Consider the following 20,075-nt stretch of genomic DNA (forward strand, 5'->3'; position numbering starts at 1 on the left):
ATCATCTCTAGCTTTCGCTCTTTTCCAAGTTCTCGGAGAGCTAGAACATAAGCTTTATCCTGTCGTTTGCCAATAGAGCAATGTGAAGGTTATTGTCGTTTGACTGATTACTCGAGTTTCTCGTGAAAACAATTCTGCCAGCAATACCTGAAAGTCTTGATTCTCTGCATATTCTTCATAATATTCTTCAATGAATGCACGAGTGAATTTTTCTTCAGACTGATAGGTAAAAGATTTTGTCTGACTTTTTATGCCAATTGCCTGCAACCACGTTTGATAAGTTGAGAGTAACGTCAGATCTTCTTCAGGTGAAATTTTCAGTGTCCGTTCAATTCTAGAAAATAAAGAATCTTGATTTTCTGTCATGCGAAAAATGAAGACTGCCCTTTCAGAAATCCGATCCATTTCAAGCAAATCTTCTAGTGTTTGAATTCCCGGGTTCATCGCCGAAAAGCTATACTCATAAGCATTATCCGCAGTCAACTCAAAGAAACTAGTCATCTCTTCATGAATAAATAAACAGTTTTCTCGCTTGCCCTCTGCCATTTGCTTGGCTTTTTTCAGCATTTCCCCAGAAATATCAACTACTGTATAGCTATCGACTTGCTTCGAAAAATCTAATAAATAGCGCCCCGCTCCACCTGCGAGATCTAGGAATGAATGCGCCGGAAAAACACCTAGCTCTTTCAGATAATCCGTTACGTCTGTTGAAAGAGGTAAGATTGATTCCCTCTGAATTTCCGCGTACTCATCTGCAAAATCGTCCCAAAAAGCTTCTATCTCCTCCATACTTATCCCCTCTCAGCTACCGTCTTCCTTATTCAATCACTTCTCATTAGCTTTTCCCATTTCTCTTAGTCTACACTAATTGCCCCTGATAAATCAAAAAAGACAAAGGAAACTGGCTGTGTAGCAGAATTCATAAACAATGAATTGGGTTGCTACAAGATAGTTTAGGCAGCTGTTTGTAACGCCACTTTTCCTATCAGACACAGTTAACTTTATCTATTTGACTACTATTTATTCTTATTAGCTAAGTTTGAAAACTCTATTAGTACAGTACTCAGATGTCCGACAATCGCACTCAGTTTAACTCATTGCTGAGGTCATCTGGCGAAGCTTTTTGCCACTCTTTTGATAAAAACTTAGTATCCAAATGATACTCAAGTTTGTTTTTTGTCTCAGATTCCATGAAGGCTTTAATCGCTTCATCCGCTGCTAACCACCCACGCCACCCAAGGTGAATCGTATCTTCCATAAAATAATCAACGTTGCCATTGGCAGTAAAATCAGCCACATTGGTAAATCCTTGACTGGTAAGCTGATAGCGAATCTTTTGATCAAATCCTGTAAGCACCTCATCTGGCAAACCAGTATGATCCATCCATTTTTGATTAATCGGTGGAATAACGAATAAAACATCGACATTATTTTTAGCAAACGCCTCTAAAACCAATTGAAAATCACTAAATTCTGGCCCAAATCGATAGTCCAAATTCTTTTGAGAACCTTTCATTTTAGCTAACCGATCCTGTAAATTATTAGCATAAAAAGTATTCTTAATCCCTAGTGAATTATTGGACGTTTCCTTTCGGCCTTCTTTATTAGCTAGCGAAACTAGCTGACTGAAGTCATACTTATGGGGTAACTTTTCTGTTGCACGATCAATTTTTTTCTTCAAATTACTGTCAAGACCGATTCCTCCAAAAAGCTCATCTTCACGAGTAAAGACAGCTAGTTGACGTGTCAATTTGCTTTTTTGAGCTTCTGTCAGCAGTTTTCCTACTTGAATTTGCGTCAGCACCTCTACCATTAATGGATTATGAGTGACTTTCGAAAATTCCAGCAAACGACTAGCATAGTATTCGTCCGCTGCTGAAATTTCAGTACAAGACAATAGCCAACTATAGACCTGTTGCTCTGAATAATAATTATCAAAGTAAGGCTCTTTAACTCCTTTTGGAACAAACCATTGTGGGGAAATAATGAAGACTGCTTTCTTTCCGGCAATTTCCTCAGCCATCGATTGAATAATCGAAAATTGTGTCATAGATTGCGTTCCCGCTGCTCCTAATAAAAAAGGCGTGTAGTTTCGATTATATTTTTGAGCTAAGACAGATGGATGCATCGAACTAATTCGATTAAGCTCAGAAGAGCCAAAAAATGGCACATACCGCCCAGTCTCAACAGCTTCATTTTTAATTGCATTGCCCCGTAGCAAACTGTTACTCATTGCTGTAGAGGCTTGTGCTAATATTTTCGGATCGCTGGCATTTATCTTCCAAGGGCCAAAAAATAATACCCCTAAAAGGACCGCAGCACACACCAACGGACCAAAAATAGAAACGAGTCGCTTCTTCATCATTAGGCCTGCAAAGCTTCGACTTGGCTAATGATTTTAGCTGGCGTATTCCACTCATCACGGTCAAATTCTGAGACAGGAACTTGCACACCTAATTGGCCTTCTAATTCTACTAATAGCTGGACAGTCGCAAGAGAATCCATTAATCCCTCTTCAAATAAATCGACTGTCAAATTTTCTTTTACTTCATCTGTTCCAATAATCATTTCTAAAATATCTAATACCGTTTCTTGTGTATTCATAAATAAATCTCTCCTTTTTATTTGAAAAATAGTTGGTCTAGTACTCCTGAAAATATCAAGAAACTCAGACAGACTGCATGAAATGTTAACACTGTTGAAAATGCTTTAGTCAAACGATTGGACGGCAAATGCTTCCCACGTTTCTTCTTAAACCGAATCCAGGCATCATTGCTACAAATTAATAGCGCATGATACAAACCATAGACGACATAGTACCAAGTTAAGCCATGCCAGATACCCATGATTAAGAATAAGGCAAAATATCCGACATTTGATGCCACAATCCGACTCTTAAAAACTTTCTTTTTGATTAAGGTAAACATTAGTCGCATATAAATGTAATCTCTAAACCAGAAGGAAAGGCTCATATGCCAACGATTCCAAAAATCTTTGATGCTGGCTGCCAAAAATGGTTTATTGAAATTGACTGGCGTATCATAGCCCATTAGATTGCTGACTCCGACCGCAAACAAACTGTAGCCAGCAAAATCGAAGAACAGATAGAGGCTATACACGTACATGTAAGCAAAGAATCGCCAAGAAAATAGCCCATGATTCAGTAACTCCTTCGTCACAGCCGGTAACATCACTTGTCCCAGATAGTAACCCAGAATAAATTTATACAAGAAGCCCATAAAGATATTCCAGACGCCTCTCTCAAGAAATTGAAGATACTTTTCCTTCGTCGGTGCGTGTAATAATTCCTTCTCAAACCGTCGATAGCGATCGATTGGACCGGAGGAAATCGTCGGAAAGAATAAAAGAAACTGAATATAACGTGCAGGATGGTACTCTTTAATCAAGCCATCTCTCATTTCCATAATCATTTGAACAGATTTAAAGGTTAAATAGGATATCCCTAAAAAATTAAAGAGCGAGGCTTGGCCAGAAAACAAGGGCGTTACTTTGACCAAAAACAGTGGCAGAATAGCCGCTGCGACGGCACTATAGAACACCCAAGAATTATTTTTCTGCGTGCGATAACGATGGTACGCGTAGACCAGTACTGTCTGGAAAATGACATAACCAATCAGCGCCACTCCTTGTTGCCAATAGCCCCCACTAAAACTGATATATATAAAGACAACTGTCAACAATATTTGGTACCAACCCCAGCGTTTTCCAGCCAATAATAAACCAAGTATTAACGGTAATATAGCCAGTGCCAACCAAATAAAATACAGCGGATTCGCATAAGGAATCAGGTGCTCGAAATTCATCAAGGATTCACCTCATTTATCAAGCTTTTGCGATCAATTTTGCCATTTGGCGTCTGTAAAAGCTGGTCGACATAGACAAATCGCTGTGGAATCATATAATCCATAACGAATTCACTCAAAGATTCTTTAATCGCCTTTGTCAGCTGAAACTCTTTTTCATACGAATGGGCTTCAGGTACTACATAGGCAATCAGCTGCTCCACCTTGTGCTCCTGATATTTCGGTACGACTACCGCTTGCTTGACTAAAGAAACGCTGCTCAGATGATGATCAATATCTTCCAACTCAATCCGGTAGCCATGAAACTTCACTTGAAAATCAATTCGGCCTTCATAAAGTAGCAAGCCGTCTTCCGTCACCCGACCACAATCACCTGTCCGATAAGCAGGCTGCCCTTGATACTCAAAAAAAGCAGCTTGTGTCTTCTCAGGATTATTTAAATACCCCTTAGAAACGCTAGGTCCACTGATGATAATTTCACCCATCTGACCGTTTTCAATAATCGTTTCTGAGTCCGGATCCATGAAAAAAACCTGTGTATCTTCTTTAACATAGCCAATCGGAACACGGTTGTAAGTTTCCATTAACTCTGAGGTCACCAGCACGCCAGAAATAGCTACCGTTGCTTCGGTTGGTCCATACGTATTATAGATTTCTGCCTCAGGAAAACGTTGCAACAATTCGACTGCTGTCTTTTTGGGAAGCTCTTCTCCACAAAATAAGAAACGCTCGATACTTGGTACATGGTGCCCGTCAAACGTCGGCTCCATTAAACAAATTTTCATAAAACTAGGGGTCGAAACCCAAACATTAATGTCCAGCTTAGGCAACGTCGTAAACAAAGCTTTAAAATCATTGATCACTGATTTTTTTAGTGGCGCCAAGCTCCCACCTGATGTTAGAGCTGAATAAACACCCATCACAGATAAATCAAACGAATACGGCGCTTGAGATAAAAATTGTAGGCCTTCTCGCAAATTAAAATCACTCAACTCCCAGTTTACAAAACTGACTAGGTTATCATGACTAATTTGAACACCTTTAGGTACTCCTGTAGTCCCCGATGTGAAAATAATATAATAAGTCTGATCGCCCATAACCGGCTGTTTCTCATAGATCAATGATTCCGCACTAATTATCTCGTTCACTGTCTCTCGGTTAGTAATCGGAATCGACGTAGCCAATTCCTGCCAATCCCCAATACTGATAATCAGCGCTGGTTGTGCGACTGAAAGAATCAATTCTACACGATCCTTAGGCGTTGAACTTTCGATAGGTATGTACGCTCTACCCGTCTTAGAAGCTGCTAGAAAAGCCACCAACATCTCAAATTCTAATTCCCCATAAACGACGATAGGCGCTTTACTTTTTATTGTTGCATCTAAATAGGCCGCTAGTTTATCAGACCATTCAGCTAATTGACCATAGGTATATGTGACTTGTCCCTCGCAATAAACGACTCGATCAGGTTCCCTACTTGCCCAATCTTCAATTGTTTGAACAATATTTGCTACTTTCATGAAATCCCCCCTTAAAATTCATTATAAATAAACGTACCACCTTGAATATTTTTATAATGATAAAGATAAATTAATAGTAGGATAATGCAGAAATAGAAAGCCGTTTTCCCAATAAAAATTAAGCTATTTCGGATCGCTTCGTTTTTTATTAGCTGCTTCATCAAATCCCTCCTTTTACATTTCTCTCTCTTTCTATTGTAAAAGCTAGGAGTAAATTAAAAGCCTCGAAAATGTAAATAGTTGATAAACTGATGATAAACTCTTTACTTCAATTCTTAGGTTTTTATAATGATTCACCTAGACCTCGGCCATGTTTAGACCTTCTTCAGCTTAAAAAAAAATAAGAAAGACTTCTCACCACCATGGGTGTAAAAAGTCTTTCTTATAGCCGAGTCTTGCTCAAAAATACAGTTATATAGTGCATTTATTTGAAATTGATTTTTGTTAGGCAGGACTTTATCGAAAATTTAGGCATCACGGCTGAAATCTATAACCCGCTCCCCAAACGGTTTGAATATATTGTGGATTCGTCGGATCCTCTTCAACCTTTTCCCTTAATCGGTTGATATGTACCGCTACAGTTCGAATATTTCCTAGCGCATCCATTCCCCAAATTTTTTCGTATAGCTGTTCCTTACTAAAAACGATTTCGGCATTAGACATTAAAAACAACAATAGTTCGTATTCTCTATGCTTACAATCCACTTCAACATCGTCAACATAGACACGATGGGTTTGCGAATTAATTCTAATCTTACCTAAGTGAATTTCACCTTCTACTTTTGGCTCAGGACTCGCTTGTCTGCCTTTAATGCGTTCGTATTGGGCAATATTGGCCTTCACTCGAGCCACAAGCTCCGTCGGTGAAAAAGGTTTGGAAATATAATCATCTGCACCAAGCCCTAAACCTCGTAATTTATCCAACTCTTCAGTCTTCGCCGTCACCATGATGATTGGAATATCGACTTTATCACGAATTCCTCGACAAATTTCATAGCCGTCCATTCCTGGCAGCATGACATCCAATAAAATCAGTTGGTAGTCCCCATTGACTGCTTCCTGATACCCCTTAGTCCCTTCACGTACGATGGATACCTCATAGCCTTCCATCTCTAAAAAATCTCGTTCAATCATTGAAATATCTTCATCATCTTCAATAATCAGTACTCGTTTGTTCATCACCAACAGGTATTTCCCCTTTCTTCACTGGTAGTGTAATCAGAATTGTTAAGCCACCAAACGAATGATTCCGCGCTTGGATTTTCCCATTCATACCTTCAATAATTTTCTTAGAAATCGCTAATCCTAAGCCATTCCCCTGGCTAGGATTCGTCCGTGATTTATCATCTCGGTAAAATAATTCAAAGAGGGTATCCAATTTTTTTGTCGCGATGCCTGAACCATTATCGGTAATTGATAGCAATAGCTGATCGCCTTCAATTCGATAAGTCAGCGTCACGTAGACTTCCTCTTTATCTACATATTTTCGTGCATTCTCGAATAAATTCGTTAAAACAGTCCGAAATTGGACCGGATCAATCTCAAGCAATACTTCTTCATCTGGTGCATCTAAATAGACAACCATGCCCTTTTCTTCATATTCATGCTGCATAAAATGAATCGTTTCATCAATCAATTTTTTGTTCGTTGTCTCAATTAAATTAAAAGGAAACTCCCCCGTATCCAACTTTGAAAACAAGAAAAGCTGTGCGATAATTTGATCCAAATCATCGATTTTATTTTTGATAATAGTAAAATACTTCTCTCTCATCTGAGGTGTACTCGCGACCCCTTTTTCTAAACCTTCAAGATACGCCTTAATCGAAGTCAGTGGCGTCCGTAAATCATGAGAAATTCCTGCAACAAGCTCACGTCGGTTGGTTTCTAATTTCGTCTGAGTCTCGACCGTCGTTTTCAACTGATAGGCCATCCCATTAAAATCTTTCACAACGGGTAAAAACTCATCTTGCTCCGCATAACGAATCTGATAATTCAGTTCCCCTGCTTGGATTTTATGAAAACCATCAGTTAAAATCTCTAAAGGCTCCACAATACTTTTTGTGACAGTCTTCGTTAAATAACGGTTAGTTAAAATAATGATGGCGATTGTCCCAATGATCATCACCAGAATAATTCGTGACAACACTGCTTGATAATCTCGATCCCACAATGGATCCTGATAATACAAATCATTATAATAATTATTATTGACTAAAATCACCTTGTACCTATTTGCTTCAAATGAAGTCACGAATATCTGATCTTTCAAATAACTATGTTCGCCTTCTTCACTATGAATTGTATCCGTCATCTTCTGATCAATGATTTCCCCTACTGAATGGATTTGGTTTTCCCCTTGATAGACAGTTAACGCGATATTATCACTATAATACGACTCATAAAATTTCTGCATATCCGAGATAATTCCTTTGTCTGTCGCCTCGTCTGAGGACCATTTAATCACTAAACTTTCGACAGCCGCATATTGAGAACGGAACTCTCTATTTTTATTCATTGCCCCTTCATCAACGCCCCAGAAATACTGCCAAACCAGAATAAAGGCAAATGAAGCCACCAATAAACTCAATAACACTGGAATAACAATCATCAAAAGATGGGAGATAAATAAACGGCTCTTAATTGTCATAGTCAGTTGAATCCTCTCTAAGTGAATTTTAATCATGGTATTTGATTCTGGTACTTGTTTCAATCTATTCTTATACGCTCAACTTTTATTCAGTTAGCGCCTCGTAAATCTGTTCAGCCATTGACCCCGTATCAATAGAGCCCGCCTGGTTACTGATAAGGATGACCAAGTTTTCATTTTTTTCATCTCCATAGACACTCGTCGTATAACCACCGAGTGAACCACTGCTAATTTTTAGATGGTCAGAAAGCCACAATCCACTACTATAGCCGTTGGTCACAGTCTCTGTCATTTCATTATACATTTTTTCCGTCAGAATTTTGCCATTATTCTGCGCTTTTTGCACTTTCCACAAATCTCCAACAGACATAAATACATTCCCTGCCCCTAACAAGCTAGAAAACAGGCGCCGGGAATCTGGATAAGAAGCCCAAGAAACTTGATAATCTTGTCCCGTTACCTCATCAAATGTATACGCCAAAGGAAATCCCAATTCTGTTGGAATTTGATTCCAAAAATAGGTTTGCTTTAGATTTAACGGTTCAATAATTCTTTCTTCAAATAATTCTTGATAGCTTTGCCCACTCACCATTGATAAAATACCAGCTAGCAGAGAGTAATTTGCATTCGTATAAGTAAATGATTGGTCCTCAGTAACTGACATCTCTGTCAGGACAAAATTAAGTTGTTCAGCTTGATTATCTAACAAACTATCCGGCTCAATCTCGTCCATCTCAATCCCTGAACGGTGATTCAGTAAATCTCGAATCGTTAGGTCATTCGCCTGTTCTACTTGAGGATAAAAGGCCTCAATCGTCTGATCATACGACAATCTCCCTTCAGAAACCAGCTGCTCCACCAACATCGCAGTCAAACTCTTTTGCACGGAAGCAATCGGATAAGATAGTGTCACCGCATTTCGCTGTTCCTCTTCCTGATTGGCATATCCATATGCTTGTTCATAGTAGACTTCGCCTTCTTGGGCCAACAAAACGACTCCTTTAAAATGCTGTTCATTCAGTAAACTATCCGTAAAAGCCGTTACTTCCTTTGGCTCTGCTTTCTTCAGCGGACGTCCGCCTGCAATTTTTACTACAATCATGCCCAAAAGAATGACTACTATAAACACTCCCCAGACAATCGTCATTTTTTTCTTCACATTAGACACCCTCAATAGGTTTCAAAAAACCTTTTCTACCTATTCTAATTAGCATAACCGAAATAAATAAACTGACAGTAAACTAGAAGTGAATGATTGATAAACTAGCAAGTTTATCCCTCCACTCCATTATTTTTTTCACATTTATTCTTCAGATAAAAAATCTAGAATAGTCCCAGTTATCGTACAATGTCCCTATAGAAAAAGCAAAAAGTAGGGCTTGAAACCGCTATTTATCCATGCTAAGCTTGAAATAAAAACAAAAAGTTGAAAGGATGTTACTCATGGTTTGGATTATATTAATTGTCATGGCCATTGCAATGTATCTCATTGTACGGGACAAAAAATAAGAAATACATAGCCCCATTTCGTTTAATTTTTTAGATTATCTTACCTACAAAAAGGTAGGGCATACCTCAACTGGATATGCCCTACCGCTTTACTGTTTCTACTATCTATTTCATCTCTTATTCACATGCCCACTCATTTAGTGAACTCCAATGGGAAAAATGTCTCCACATCGCCAGACTAGTTAGGATGTGTCTCTCTTTTAGGCATAAAATTAAATAAAGAAGATAATCCTTCCTCTTAGAGCATCTTCAATAAAATCAAATCCGTCTGCTCCTCTTCCCCCATAAAGAAAGAATGAGCGCCGACTTCTTTAAATCCTTGCGTTTCATAGAAAGCACGAGCCTTTGCGTTAAATTCCCAAACGCCTAACCACAAAGAACTTTTATGCATTTCTTTTGCGACAGTCTCAGCTTTCTTTAGTCCAGCCGTCCCGTAACCCTTGCGTTTATGTTTCGACCGAATATAGATTCTTTCAACTTCCAATGAATTCTTTTGAATATCTTCAGATTGTGCTTTGCCAACATTCAATTTAAGATAGCCTAGGATTTCTTCTCCTTGCTGCATAAAGTAAAAGAAACTTTCTGGATTCTTTAATTCTTTTGCCAATTGCTCTTCATTATACGACTGCGTTAAGTAATCTTCTAACGCCTCTTTTGTATTTTGTTCAGCAAAGGTATCTGTAAATGTTTCAATGCTAATCGAACGAAGAACTGATAAATCAGCTATCGTACACTGCTTCCACTCAAATTTTTCCATGTTATCCAACTCCTAATACGTTCGTTTCCCACCACTTTTGACAAAGTGCCAGTCTTCATCGACATTTTTTTTAACTTTGATTAATAACTCATGTAACACTTTTTGTTCTTGCTTCGTGAGCCCCTGTAAAGCCGCTTCTTTCGAATATTTATTTTCGCGAAGAATAAACGCGGCCTTTTCAGCTCCTTTATCAGTCGTTTCGAGATGAATAATCTTTTTATTTTCCTGGTCAAGGACTTTAGTCACAAAACCTTTTTCAACCAATCGCTGGATAGCTCTAGAAGCCGTAGAACGATCAACTTTAATCATTTCAGCCAGCTGTTCAGGAATAATTCCTTTATTTTCATAGATCCTGACTAAATACACATATTGCCCACGAGTTAACTCAAACTCTTTAAACTCAATATTCGCAATCGAATCCAGTGCTCGCGCAATCACACCAATATCACGTAAGATACTCTCCACAGTCTCACCTCCATAAAATTATAATAACTAAATATTGTTGCATTTGCAACAAAAAGATAAATCCCGAATCCATTTTAAATCAAAAAAAAGAAAGATAACCTGTGCATCACTAGCAAAAACTAGTCACACACAGGTTACCTATCGTTTGATTGTGTATAAAAAAGATAATCGAGTATAGTTATCTATCTTATTAAGGTTGTTTACCAATATAAGCTAAGATTCCGCCATCAACATATAAAATATGTCCATTAACAAAGTTAGATGCATCTGATGAAAGGAATACTGCTGATCCAGCTAAATCATCTGGTTCGCCCCAACGAGCTGCTGGTGTTTTAGAAATAATGAATTGGTCAAATGGATGTCTTGAACCATCTTCTTGTAATTCACGTAATGGTGCTGTTTGAGGTGTTGCAATGTAGCCAGGTCCAATTCCGTTACATTGGATATTCGCTTCACCAAACTCAGAACAAATATTTTTTGTTAACATTTTTAGTCCGCCTTTAGCAGCTGCATAACCCGCAACTGTTTCACGACCAAGTTCACTCATCATTGAACAGATGTTAATGATTTTACCGTGACCTTTTTTGATCATTGATGGCAAGACAGCTTTTGACATAATGAATTGACCATTTAAGTCAATATCAATTACTTGACGGAAATCTGCTGCTGACATTTCTAACATTGGAATACGTTTGATGATTCCAGCATTATTTACTAAAATATCAATTACGCCAACTTCAGCTTCGATTTGTTTAACACCAGCTTCAACTGCGTCTTCATCTGTAATATCAAAAACAAATCCGTGTGCTTTGATGCCGATTTCTTTGTAGTTTTCTAAGCCTTTATCTACGCCTTCTTGCGTACGATCGTTAAATACAATCGTTGCTCCAGCTGCAGCTAGACCTTTCGCGATTTCAAAACCAATTCCGTACACAGCGCCAGTTACTAACGCAATTTTACCATCTAATTTAAACATATCCATTGAAAAACTCATTTTTACATTCCTCCTATTTTAAGTCGCCCATATCTACCATATCCATGTCTGTGTAAGTAATATTTTCTCCACACATAGACCAGATAAATGAATAATTTCCAGTACCTACACCAGAGTGAATTGACCAGCTTGGTGAAATAACTGCTTGATCTTTATCAACAACTAAGTGTTTTGTTTCATCAGGTTTACCCATCATGTGGAAAACCTTTGTATCTTCTTTTGCAAAATCAAAGTACACATAAGCTTCCATACGACGTTCATGTGTATGACAAGGCATTGTATTCCAAGAGCTACCTGGTTCTAAAATAGTGTAGCCCATTTGTAATTGACAGCTTTCACAAACGTTTGGATGAATATATTGATAAATTTTACGTTCGTTCAATGACAAGCCTTCGCCAGCTTCCATTGGTTTCACTTGATCAATACTAATTTTAACGTTTGGATATTTGTGGTGTGCTGGCACACAGCTAATATAGAATTTAGCTGGATTTTTAGGATCAGCTGAAGAAAAGACAACATGTTTTGTTTCTTTACCAATGTAGTAACCATCTTGTTTTTTCATTTCTTCTTTTTCGCCATCAATTTCGATGAAACCAGGTCCACCAATATTGATAACACCTAATTCACGACGTTCTAAGAAATAGTCAACACCTAATTCTTTATCTAAAGTGATTTCTAATTCTTTAGTAGTTGGTGTTACCCCACCAAAAATCATGCGGTCATTATGCGTGTAAGTTAAGCTGATTTCGCCTGGAACAAAGACTTTCTCAACTAAAAATTCTTGACGCAATTGTTCTGTCGAATAATGACGGATATCCTCTGGGCTATGTGTGTAACGATTTTCCATGTTTTGCATGTGTAAACGACTCCCTTATCTTATTATTTTTCCAGAGCCAGCAGCTAAAAAGCCATTGACTTCTTCTTCACTAAATTGGTTACAGTCCCCGTGAACTGTATGTTTTAACGCTGAAGCAGCTGTCGCAAACTCAATAATTTCTTGCGGACTAACTTTTTTCAACAAGCCATGTAAAAGACCACCACTAAAGGCATCCCCACCACCTACACGATCCACAATTGGGCAAATCGCTTGAGTCGTCGACTCGAAGTAGGTTTCATCCATCCATAAAGTACCAGTCAAATGATTATCAGAAGCTGAAGTCACTTGACGCTTTGTTGAATAGAAGACTTGAATATTTGGGTAGAGTGCTTGCATCTTTTTATAGTAATAAGGTAGTTCTTCCCCTTCTTGAGGAGCAATCCCCAACAAGTGGACCGCATCCATATAACCTGCTGAACAATAGTCAACATAAGGAAGTAAGGTTTTCAAGACTTCGCCAGCCTCTTTTTGACTCCATAGCTTGCCTCGATAATTAATATCAAAACTTACTTTGCAGCCATGTTCTTTGGCTGATTTCATTAGATCTAGTGTCAGAGTTTGCCATGTAGGACTTAAAGCTGGTGTAATCCCTGAAACATGGAAAATATCCACGCCATCAAATAGGTCTTCTTTCGCCCATTCGATTGAGGTCATCTCAGCAAAACTTGAATGTGCACGGTCATAAACAACTGATGCTGCTCGTTGACCAATCCCCGATTCCAAGTAATAAGTTCCTAAACGATCCCCACCAAATAATAACGACTCAGTAGCCACATGATATCTTGCCAAATGCTTTTTGACCGCTTCGCCTAATGAATTATTCGGGACTTTACTAGCAAATGAAACGTCATGGCCATAATTGGCTAACGAGATTGCGACATTCGCTTCCCCGCCACCATAATGGACCGCCATCGTATCACTTTGCGCTAATCTGATTCCTTGATTCGTAGAAAAACGTAACATGATTTCACCAAGTGTCAGTACTTTTCCCATATGACTTACCCCTTGATTTCTTTAAGTTTTGCTGCGTATTGTTTCGCAACCTCTGTCACTTTATCAAAATCACCTTGAGCTGCTGGTGCTAATAAGTTACCACCAACGCCGACAGCTACAACGCCTGCGTTGAACCAATCCACCATATTATCTAAACTTACGCCACCAGTTGGCATAATATTTAATTGTGGGAATGGTGCTTTAAAGGCAGAAACAATACTTGGACCATATGCGCTACCTGGGAACAATTTGATAATATCAACGCCACTCTTCAACGCCGTTTGCATTTCAGTAATTGTCATACAACCAGGTAAATATGGAATTTGATATAAATTACAAAGTTCCGCTGTCTGTGCATCAAAGCTTGGGCTCACAATATATTGCGCCCCAGCCATAATCGCTAAACGAGCAGTTGTTGCATCAAGTACCGTTCCAGCACCAACTAAAACTTCTGGTTGATCTTTATAAGTTGTTGCTAATTCACGAATGACTTCATCTGCTTGAGGAACGGTAAAAGTTAACTCAATCCCCATAATGCCACCTTTAATAATCGCATGACTAGCTTTTAGAGCTTCTTCTTTTGTCGCTCCACGAACAACGGCAATGACACCTGCATTTTTTAAACCAATTAACGTTTCGACTTTTTTCATCTGCTCACTCTTTTCTTATTTGGAAATTAAATTTTATTATAAAGAAATTATATCTTTATTATACGAGAAGAGAAAAAAAATGCAACCGTTTTAAGCTATTTTCTTTTTTATTTTCACTTTCGCTACATTTTTTCCTGTTTTCAACGAAAAAAAGAACTAGAAGAAACTTTATGTCTCTTTCTAGTCCTACTTATTTGGATACAATTTATACAAATATAGATCATCGCTAAACGCTGATAAAATCTATTTTTCTATGTCGCTCCTACTTACTTAAGTTCTTTTCGATTGTCGCCTTTGCTTCCAAAATTTCATGAATAATTGTTTCCTTCAATTTATCATTAATCCGATATTTCGGCATACTTATACTAAAGGCTCCAACAACCACCTCATTAGCAACAATTGCCGTACCAATACAAAAAATGTCTCTCTCTACCTCTTCATCATCAAACGCAACTTTCTCCAGTTGAACCTTCTCTATCTCTTTACGTAATTTCAACGGATTAGTAATCGTCTCTTCAGTATAAGGAATCAGCTCATTCTCTTCCAAATAACGCTCCACTTCAGCCACTGGCAGTTCGGCAAGCACCGCTTTTCCCATTGCTGAATTATATAATGGACGCGTCACGCCAACTTTTGATGACATACGAATCGTTTGATTTTTTGGCTCTAGCTTATTCACATATAAGATCTCTTGATTCGCTAGAATGCCTAGATGGATTGTCTCGTCCACATGCTCCTGCAAACTTTCTAAGTATGGCTGTGTCACCGCAACTAAATCCAATTGTTCTAAATTTTGATTTGCATAACGAATTAATTTACTTCCTAAACTGTAGCTTTTATCATTTTTCTTATTGACATAACCAATCATCACAAGCGTATCTAAAATCTTTAAAGTAGTCGAAGAGGTCATCTTCGTCCCCTCTGTAATCGCTTGAAGGATACTGTCGGGATTATTTGATAAAAAATCTAAAATTGCAGCAGCCTTAATTAAAACGGTCCCATAAGGTTTCTTTTTTTCCATGACAGAACTCTCCTTTTCCATATAAGAAAATAATAGGCTGAATCTTAAAAAAAAGCAAGCCTTCCAGAAAGTTTTTCTCTCCAAAATGAAAACTATTATCTATTCTCACTTACATATTCCCCAGTTTACGTGCGCTTGTCCTCACCAACAAAAAAGTGCCAGACAGTTCACCTCATGGAGGCCTCTCCTAGTACTTTTCCTTCTTTTCTTATTTAGAGATTTCAATCGATTAATAATTCCATCAAACAAAAGATTGGCTACCTAACTGCCAACCATGAGTACAAATCTTCAACTCACCTAGCCATTCTTTCCCCAAAACTCAATTTGAGTAAGTGCGGGAAAAGGTGAAGCATCGGTATCTTGAATTAAATCTCCGAAGCTAACGGATGACACCTTTTTCTCGGAAAATGTGAATGCTTGTGGCTTTGCTGTTTTACTTGTCTCAAAAGTTTCTTTTGTACCATCTGAAAATTTCAAGGTTACCTTAGTCCAATAACTATCATGAGGAAAATCTGCTCGCCAAGTAAACACAACTTTATTTAGACAGACCTGACGACCAAAATCAATCGTTAATGCCGCATCCGCTTGTTGATTAATTCCCCACGACTGAAAAGGATAGGGACCATGAGAATGATTAGCATAAATACCATCAATCGCATTACAAGCAAAAAAAGTCGCATCATTTCTAGTCTCTACATTCGCATGCGCATGAGGATATGCTCCCATAAAATCTTTTTGATCATGCGGATTTAAGGCAAGATTTCGATACATCGCAATCTCTTCTTTAGTAGCTAATCGCGCACTTACATAGTGATTATTCCCTAGAAAGCGATTTTCAGGTCTTGCTTCGACTCGGTTTTTAGCGAAAGATAGTTCATATATCCAGTCCGTCTCAGGTAAGTAAATCAAAGATGTTTCCAAGGTCTCATCTAGCTTCACCATTAAATAAACGCCCGCTTGACTTGAACCAATACGGATTTGATCCCCCTCTTCGTAAGAAAAGTTTCTCATTGAAAGATGAACCAACCCATCAGAACTTATCTTTAACTCAGTATCTTTCTGGTCCTCTCCCTGTATGCTTGTGCGAATGCGGCCCTCTTTATCATAAATTGATAGCGTCAACACGGTCATCCTTATTGCCTCCTAATATAGTATGCCTCCATTATAGCCCGACAACTACTAAAAAGAAAACGCTATTTTATTCAATCAATTCTAATACAGAAACAAAAAAGCAAATGACCAACCTGATTCCTAAAAAACACTCACTTTACCTATGAAATTTTTTTCTTCTAGCATCTATAACTAGCCAAATTTACTTGCTTGGCGCGATTCCCTTAATTATCATCTCCGTCCATTCCCTGGTATACGGTAGAATTTTTTCATAAATGAGCGGATTGGAGATTCCTTCAATAATTGCTTGGAAATAAAGCATTAAAAACTCATCAGAATACTTTAAATCCACTTTTCCTTCTTTACGTCCCCTGTGAAATAAATCCAGCATCATGCCGAAACTCATCTTCGTGTACTCATCCATCATTCGTGTAAAACCATTGTCTTCTTTTTCAGTAAAATATTTCATCAAGTCAAAATAAAACTGCTGATTAATTTTTTCTAGATACTCAATTTTAGTTTGGCTCATAGCAATTAAGGTCTCTTCAAATGGTGCCTCATCCGCCATAATTTTTTGGGCCTTTTCGCTCATCTCCGTCATAGAGTTCACGAATACCTCATGGATCAGTGCCTCTTTACTTCCAAAATAATTGAAAATCGAGGTTTTACCCACGCCTGACCGTTTAGCCACTTCATCAATCGTCAGATTATCTACGCCTGAATCAGTATTCATCAACTCAAAAGCTGCTTGCAACACACGCTCCTTTTTTTCTTGGGTGCGCCGTTCGAATCCATTCATCGCCATTGCCTGCTTTCTTTAATTTTAGAACTTTTTATATATTTTAGTTCATAACTTATCTCAATTTGATTATATAAGAAATACTCTGAATTATCAACGAACTAGTCGTTCAAAATTATCCGACATTTCCGTTGACTGTTTATAGGAAAGAGACTATTATGGGTGGTGTAAACGAGGACTAGCTTTAACGATAAAAAGAACCGGCATATTCACTGATGCAAAATCATAAAAATTAGATTTCACACAGGCACGCATTCTATTTTAAGTTAGACCTCAGTTCAAGAAATTGTCTTAATAAAAAGGAGTTACGTATCATGACAGAGATTGTAAAATTACAAGGCTTGCAGAAGAGTTTCGGTAAATTCCAAGCGTTAAAAGACCTTTCCTTCACCGTCAATGCCGGCGAAGTCGTTGGTTTTATCGGACCCAATGGTGCTGGAAAATCTACCACCATCCGTACTTTACTGGGAATTATTAACCGTGATCAAGGGGAAGCACAAATTTTTGGCAAAGACGTTTGGAAAGATAGCTTGGAAATCCATAAACGCGTTTCTTATGTACCAGGCGACGTTGCGTTGTGGGGAAATTTGACCGGTGGCGAGATTATTGACCTCTTCATCAAGCTTCATGGCGGTGGCAATCAAGCCAAAAGAGATGAATTAATTAAACGTTTTGAACTCGATCCTAAGAAAAAAGCAAAGGGTTATTCCAAAGGAAATCGTCAAAAAGTCGGCTTAATTGCCGCTCTCTCAGTAGATTCTGATCTCTATATTTTAGATGAACCAACTTCTGGGCTGGACCCATTGATGGAAGCCGTCTTCCAAGAAGAGATAGAAAAAATCAAGGATGCTGGCAAAGCGATTCTCCTATCCTCACACATTTTAAGTGAAGTCGAACGCTTGGCTGATAAAGTCGTCATCATCCGTCACGGAAAAGTTGTAGAATCCGGTACATTAGACGAATTACGTCACCTCACTCGCTCGACTGTAACGCTAATGACCGAGGGCGACGTATCACAAATGGCTCATGTTCCCGGCGTCTATGACTTTGTTCAAAAAGATGGAAAAGCGACGTTTTCTGCTGACAATGAAGCGATGAATACAATCTTAACTGAAGCAACTAAATTGCACGTGACCAAGATTGAGTCTGTGCCGCCAACACTCGAAGATTTATTCATGCGTCACTATGAAGGTTGATTGTCGAATACGGAGGAAAACAAAATGAATGAAAAATTTGCTCGTTGGAATGTCTTGTTTGTTCAATATGTCAAACGAGATTGGAAAAAAATCCTCGTTTGGATTTTAGGACTTGGTCTCTTCTCAGGCGCCTTCGTTCCCGCTTTTGAAGAAATCGGTAAGGGACAAGGCTTGTTAGGGATGTTCGAAACTATGAAAAATCCCGCGATGATCTCGATGGTTGGACCAACACCGATCACCACAGGCGCAGATTATACCCTAGGAGCTATGTATGCCCAAGAAATGTTATTATTTTGTGGTTTGTTTGCAATGATTGTCGCAGCTCTCCACGTCATCAGTCATACCCGCAAGGAGGAAGAATTGGGATTAACTGAACTAGTTCGTTCATTTCGCGTCGGTCGTCAAGCGAATTCGCTAGCGGTCATCACTGAAGTGGTCCTCATCAATCTGCTGCTTGGCCTGTTCATCGGCGGTTTGATGGCTAGCTTCGGCGTAAAAACCATTACGACTCAAGGAGCTTTCTTATTTGGTCTCTCGATTGCTGTCGCTGGGATTATCGGTGGCGTTTTAGCACTTGTACTGGCACAAATTATGCCAACTTCCAGTGGTGCATCTGGCGCAACACTTGGAATTATCGGCCTCCTTTATATTATCCGAGCCGGAACCGACGTCTCAAATGTCGATCTCTCGCTGATAAACCCCATGGGATGGATTTACCTAACCAATCCATTTACTGATAACAAATGGAGCCTTCTTGGCATCGTGCTCATCTTCAGCCTAGCTTTACTAGTGATTTCCTTTATCCTAGAAGGAAATCGCGATATGGCCGCTGGTTACTTACCCGAACACGAAGGTCGCGCCACTGCTAAAAAGAGTCTCTTGTCCGTCCCAGGTTTACTATTCAAGCTTAATAAAGGCGTCATCATTGGTTGGCTAATTGCTTTTGTTGTGATGGGCATGGCCTACGGTTCAATCTATGGCGACATGCAGGTCTTTCTCGGTAGCAATGAATTAATGAAACAAATGTTCACTCAGACTGGCGTCTCCATTGAAGAATCTTTCACCAGTACCATCATGATGGTGATGACCGGATTAGTCATTATTTTGCCGATTGCCATTGTTAACAAGCTATTTGCTGAAGAAACCAGACTTCATTTCAGTCAGCTCTATGCCACAAAAATTACTCGAGGACAGCTCTATTGGACAACTATCTGCCTTGCTATTCTCGCTGGAATAATCGGTATCGCCTTCTCTTCACTTGGCTTAGGTGGCACAGCAATTGCTGCCATGACTGGAAAATCTTCGATGGATCTCGTGGACTTCCTGATGGCAGGCTTCAATTTCTTCCCTGCTGTTCTATTCTATATCGGCTTAGCTGCTCTAGCTCTAGGCTGGCTACCAAAAATGGGGAAAGTAATCTATGCCTATCTCGGTTATTCATTTGCCTTAAATTATTTCTCCGGCATTCTAGATTTACCCGAATGGTTCGAAAAAACAGCCATTCAAAGTTGGATTCCACGTATGCCGATGGAAAAATTCGATAGCACAGTCGCACTAGTCATCACCCTTATCAGTCTAGCTTTACTACTCTTAGGCTACATTGGGTATAAGAAGCGCGATTTCGTCGAAGGAGCATAAACACAGCACATAAACTATTAGCCCGCATCTCAAGATGCGGGCTTTTTACCTCTACTACATATTTCTTACTCTCTA

At 38.8% G+C, this 20,075-nt stretch carries 20 protein-coding genes; 2 read left to right on the forward strand and 18 right to left on the reverse strand.

Translation table 11 applies throughout. The features are described 5' to 3' along the window. Positions 1-54: 54 nt before the first annotated feature. The 18 genes from BAU15_RS05145 to BAU15_RS05230 all read right to left on the reverse strand — a co-directional run bounded on the left by BAU15_RS05145 (position 55) and on the right by BAU15_RS05230 (position 17,166). Positions 55-789 (reverse strand): class I SAM-dependent methyltransferase, encoded by a 735-nt coding sequence (locus BAU15_RS05145; RefSeq protein WP_161841684.1) that lies wholly within the window; start codon positions 787-789, stop codon positions 55-57. Positions 790-1,084: 295 nt separating this feature from the next. Beyond that, the gene (dltD, locus tag BAU15_RS05150) at positions 1,085-2,362 is read right to left on the reverse strand and encodes a D-alanyl-lipoteichoic acid biosynthesis protein DltD (RefSeq protein ID WP_161841713.1); all 1,278 of its coding nucleotides are present in this window, start codon (positions 2,360-2,362) and stop codon (positions 1,085-1,087) included. 2 nt (positions 2,363-2,364) lie between these two features. Then, positions 2,365-2,604, reverse strand: coding sequence for a D-alanine--poly(phosphoribitol) ligase subunit DltC (dltC, locus tag BAU15_RS05155; protein WP_161841685.1), 240 nt, complete (start codon positions 2,602-2,604; stop codon positions 2,365-2,367). Positions 2,605-2,621: 17 nt separating this feature from the next. Then, positions 2,622-3,824: a D-alanyl-lipoteichoic acid biosynthesis protein DltB gene (gene dltB / locus BAU15_RS05160; RefSeq protein ID WP_161841686.1), complete on the reverse strand. Its 1,203-nt coding sequence runs from the start codon at positions 3,822-3,824 to the stop codon at positions 2,622-2,624. Next, positions 3,824-5,344 (reverse strand): D-alanine--poly(phosphoribitol) ligase subunit DltA, encoded by a 1,521-nt coding sequence (gene dltA / locus BAU15_RS05165; protein WP_161841687.1) that lies wholly within the window; start codon positions 5,342-5,344, stop codon positions 3,824-3,826. Before dltA ends, dltB begins: the two co-directional genes overlap by 1 nt. An 11-nt stretch (positions 5,345-5,355) precedes the next feature. Beyond that, on the reverse strand, positions 5,356-5,505 hold the full coding sequence (locus BAU15_RS05170) for a teichoic acid D-Ala incorporation-associated protein DltX (RefSeq protein WP_161841688.1): 150 nt from the start codon (positions 5,503-5,505) through the stop codon (positions 5,356-5,358). A gap of 313 nt (positions 5,506-5,818) precedes the next feature. Continuing rightward, complete coding sequence (locus tag BAU15_RS05175) at positions 5,819-6,523, reverse strand: response regulator transcription factor (RefSeq protein ID WP_161841689.1); 705 nt, start codon at positions 6,521-6,523, stop codon at positions 5,819-5,821. Then, positions 6,498-8,027 (reverse strand): sensor histidine kinase, encoded by a 1,530-nt coding sequence (locus tag BAU15_RS05180; RefSeq protein ID WP_237580134.1) that lies wholly within the window; start codon positions 8,025-8,027, stop codon positions 6,498-6,500. The genes BAU15_RS05175 and BAU15_RS05180 overlap by 26 nt, the downstream gene beginning before the upstream one ends. 49 nt (positions 8,028-8,076) lie before the next feature. After that, positions 8,077-9,150 (reverse strand): serine hydrolase domain-containing protein, encoded by a 1,074-nt coding sequence (locus tag BAU15_RS05185; RefSeq protein WP_161841690.1) that lies wholly within the window; start codon positions 9,148-9,150, stop codon positions 8,077-8,079. A gap of 588 nt (positions 9,151-9,738) precedes the next feature. Beyond that, the gene (locus tag BAU15_RS05190) at positions 9,739-10,257 is read right to left on the reverse strand and encodes a GNAT family N-acetyltransferase (RefSeq protein ID WP_161841691.1); all 519 of its coding nucleotides are present in this window, start codon (positions 10,255-10,257) and stop codon (positions 9,739-9,741) included. A 12-nt stretch (positions 10,258-10,269) separates the two neighbouring features. Then, on the reverse strand, positions 10,270-10,722 hold the full coding sequence (locus BAU15_RS05195) for a MarR family winged helix-turn-helix transcriptional regulator (protein WP_161841692.1): 453 nt from the start codon (positions 10,720-10,722) through the stop codon (positions 10,270-10,272). 190 nt (positions 10,723-10,912) lie between these two features. After that, positions 10,913-11,716, reverse strand: coding sequence for a gluconate 5-dehydrogenase (locus BAU15_RS05200; RefSeq protein ID WP_161841693.1), 804 nt, complete (start codon positions 11,714-11,716; stop codon positions 10,913-10,915). A 13-nt stretch (positions 11,717-11,729) separates the two neighbouring features. Further along, a complete protein-coding gene (gene kduI / locus BAU15_RS05205; RefSeq protein ID WP_161841694.1) occupies positions 11,730-12,572 on the reverse strand; it encodes a 5-dehydro-4-deoxy-D-glucuronate isomerase in 843 nt (280 codons plus the stop codon). A 15-nt stretch (positions 12,573-12,587) separates the two neighbouring features. Continuing rightward, entirely contained in the window at positions 12,588-13,586 is a 999-nt protein-coding gene (locus tag BAU15_RS05210) for a sugar kinase (protein ID WP_161841695.1), read from the reverse strand. 5 nt (positions 13,587-13,591) lie between these two features. Further along, positions 13,592-14,236 carry a bifunctional 4-hydroxy-2-oxoglutarate aldolase/2-dehydro-3-deoxy-phosphogluconate aldolase gene (locus BAU15_RS05215; RefSeq protein ID WP_161841696.1) on the reverse strand — a complete coding sequence of 215 codons (645 nt, stop codon included), beginning with the start codon at positions 14,234-14,236 and terminating at the stop codon, positions 13,592-13,594. Between the two features lie 262 nt (positions 14,237-14,498). Further along, positions 14,499-15,257, reverse strand: a complete 759-nt coding sequence (locus BAU15_RS05220) for an IclR family transcriptional regulator (protein ID WP_161841697.1) — start codon at positions 15,255-15,257, stop codon at positions 14,499-14,501. 297 nt (positions 15,258-15,554) lie between these two features. Then, positions 15,555-16,388, reverse strand: coding sequence for a hypothetical protein (locus BAU15_RS05225; protein WP_161841698.1), 834 nt, complete (start codon positions 16,386-16,388; stop codon positions 15,555-15,557). 181 nt (positions 16,389-16,569) lie between these two features. Continuing rightward, positions 16,570-17,166, reverse strand: coding sequence for a TetR/AcrR family transcriptional regulator (locus BAU15_RS05230; protein ID WP_161841699.1), 597 nt, complete (start codon positions 17,164-17,166; stop codon positions 16,570-16,572). A gap of 314 nt (positions 17,167-17,480) precedes the next feature. Between BAU15_RS05230 and BAU15_RS05235 the strand changes: the two genes are divergently transcribed. Both BAU15_RS05235 and BAU15_RS05240 read left to right on the forward strand, forming a co-directional pair. Beyond that, positions 17,481-18,362: an ABC transporter ATP-binding protein gene (locus BAU15_RS05235; RefSeq protein ID WP_161841700.1), complete on the forward strand. Its 882-nt coding sequence runs from the start codon at positions 17,481-17,483 to the stop codon at positions 18,360-18,362. Positions 18,363-18,386: 24 nt separating this feature from the next. Beyond that, on the forward strand, positions 18,387-20,000 hold the full coding sequence (locus tag BAU15_RS05240) for an ABC transporter permease (protein WP_161841701.1): 1,614 nt from the start codon (positions 18,387-18,389) through the stop codon (positions 19,998-20,000). Positions 20,001-20,075 lie beyond the last annotated feature (75 nt).

Origin of the sequence: Candidatus Enterococcus huntleyi (assembly GCF_009933175.1) — a bacterium.
GTDB lineage: Bacteria > Bacillota > Bacilli > Lactobacillales > Enterococcaceae > Enterococcus_K > Enterococcus_K huntleyi.

Coding starts and splice junctions, on each gene's coding strand:
- BAU15_RS05145 (WP_161841684.1), bottom strand. CDS start 789: ATGGAGGAGATAGAAGCTTTTTGGGACGATTTTGCAGATGAGTACGCG.
- dltD (WP_161841713.1), bottom strand. CDS start 2,362: ATGAAGAAGCGACTCGTTTCTATTTTTGGTCCGTTGGTGTGTGCTGCG.
- dltC (WP_161841685.1), bottom strand. CDS start 2,604: ATGAATACACAAGAAACGGTATTAGATATTTTAGAAATGATTATTGGA.
- dltB (WP_161841686.1), bottom strand. CDS start 3,824: ATGAATTTCGAGCACCTGATTCCTTATGCGAATCCGCTGTATTTTATT.
- dltA (WP_161841687.1), bottom strand. CDS start 5,344: ATGAAAGTAGCAAATATTGTTCAAACAATTGAAGATTGGGCAAGTAGG.
- BAU15_RS05170 (WP_161841688.1), bottom strand. CDS start 5,505: ATGAAGCAGCTAATAAAAAACGAAGCGATCCGAAATAGCTTAATTTTT.
- BAU15_RS05175 (WP_161841689.1), bottom strand. CDS start 6,523: ATGAACAAACGAGTACTGATTATTGAAGATGATGAAGATATTTCAATG.
- BAU15_RS05180 (WP_237580134.1), bottom strand. CDS start 8,027: ATGATTAAAATTCACTTAGAGAGGATTCAACTGACTATGACAATTAAG.
- BAU15_RS05190 (WP_161841691.1), bottom strand. CDS start 10,257: ATGGAAAAATTTGAGTGGAAGCAGTGTACGATAGCTGATTTATCAGTT.
- BAU15_RS05200 (WP_161841693.1), bottom strand. CDS start 11,716: ATGAGTTTTTCAATGGATATGTTTAAATTAGATGGTAAAATTGCGTTA.
- kduI (WP_161841694.1), bottom strand. CDS start 12,572: ATGCAAAACATGGAAAATCGTTACACACATAGCCCAGAGGATATCCGT.
- BAU15_RS05210 (WP_161841695.1), bottom strand. CDS start 13,586: ATGGGAAAAGTACTGACACTTGGTGAAATCATGTTACGTTTTTCTACG.
- BAU15_RS05215 (WP_161841696.1), bottom strand. CDS start 14,236: ATGAAAAAAGTCGAAACGTTAATTGGTTTAAAAAATGCAGGTGTCATT.
- BAU15_RS05220 (WP_161841697.1), bottom strand. CDS start 15,257: ATGGAAAAAAAGAAACCTTATGGGACCGTTTTAATTAAGGCTGCTGCA.
- BAU15_RS05225 (WP_161841698.1), bottom strand. CDS start 16,388: ATGACCGTGTTGACGCTATCAATTTATGATAAAGAGGGCCGCATTCGC.
- BAU15_RS05230 (WP_161841699.1), bottom strand. CDS start 17,166: ATGAATGGATTCGAACGGCGCACCCAAGAAAAAAAGGAGCGTGTGTTG.
- BAU15_RS05235 (WP_161841700.1), top strand. CDS start 17,481: ATGACAGAGATTGTAAAATTACAAGGCTTGCAGAAGAGTTTCGGTAAA.
- BAU15_RS05240 (WP_161841701.1), top strand. CDS start 18,387: ATGAATGAAAAATTTGCTCGTTGGAATGTCTTGTTTGTTCAATATGTC.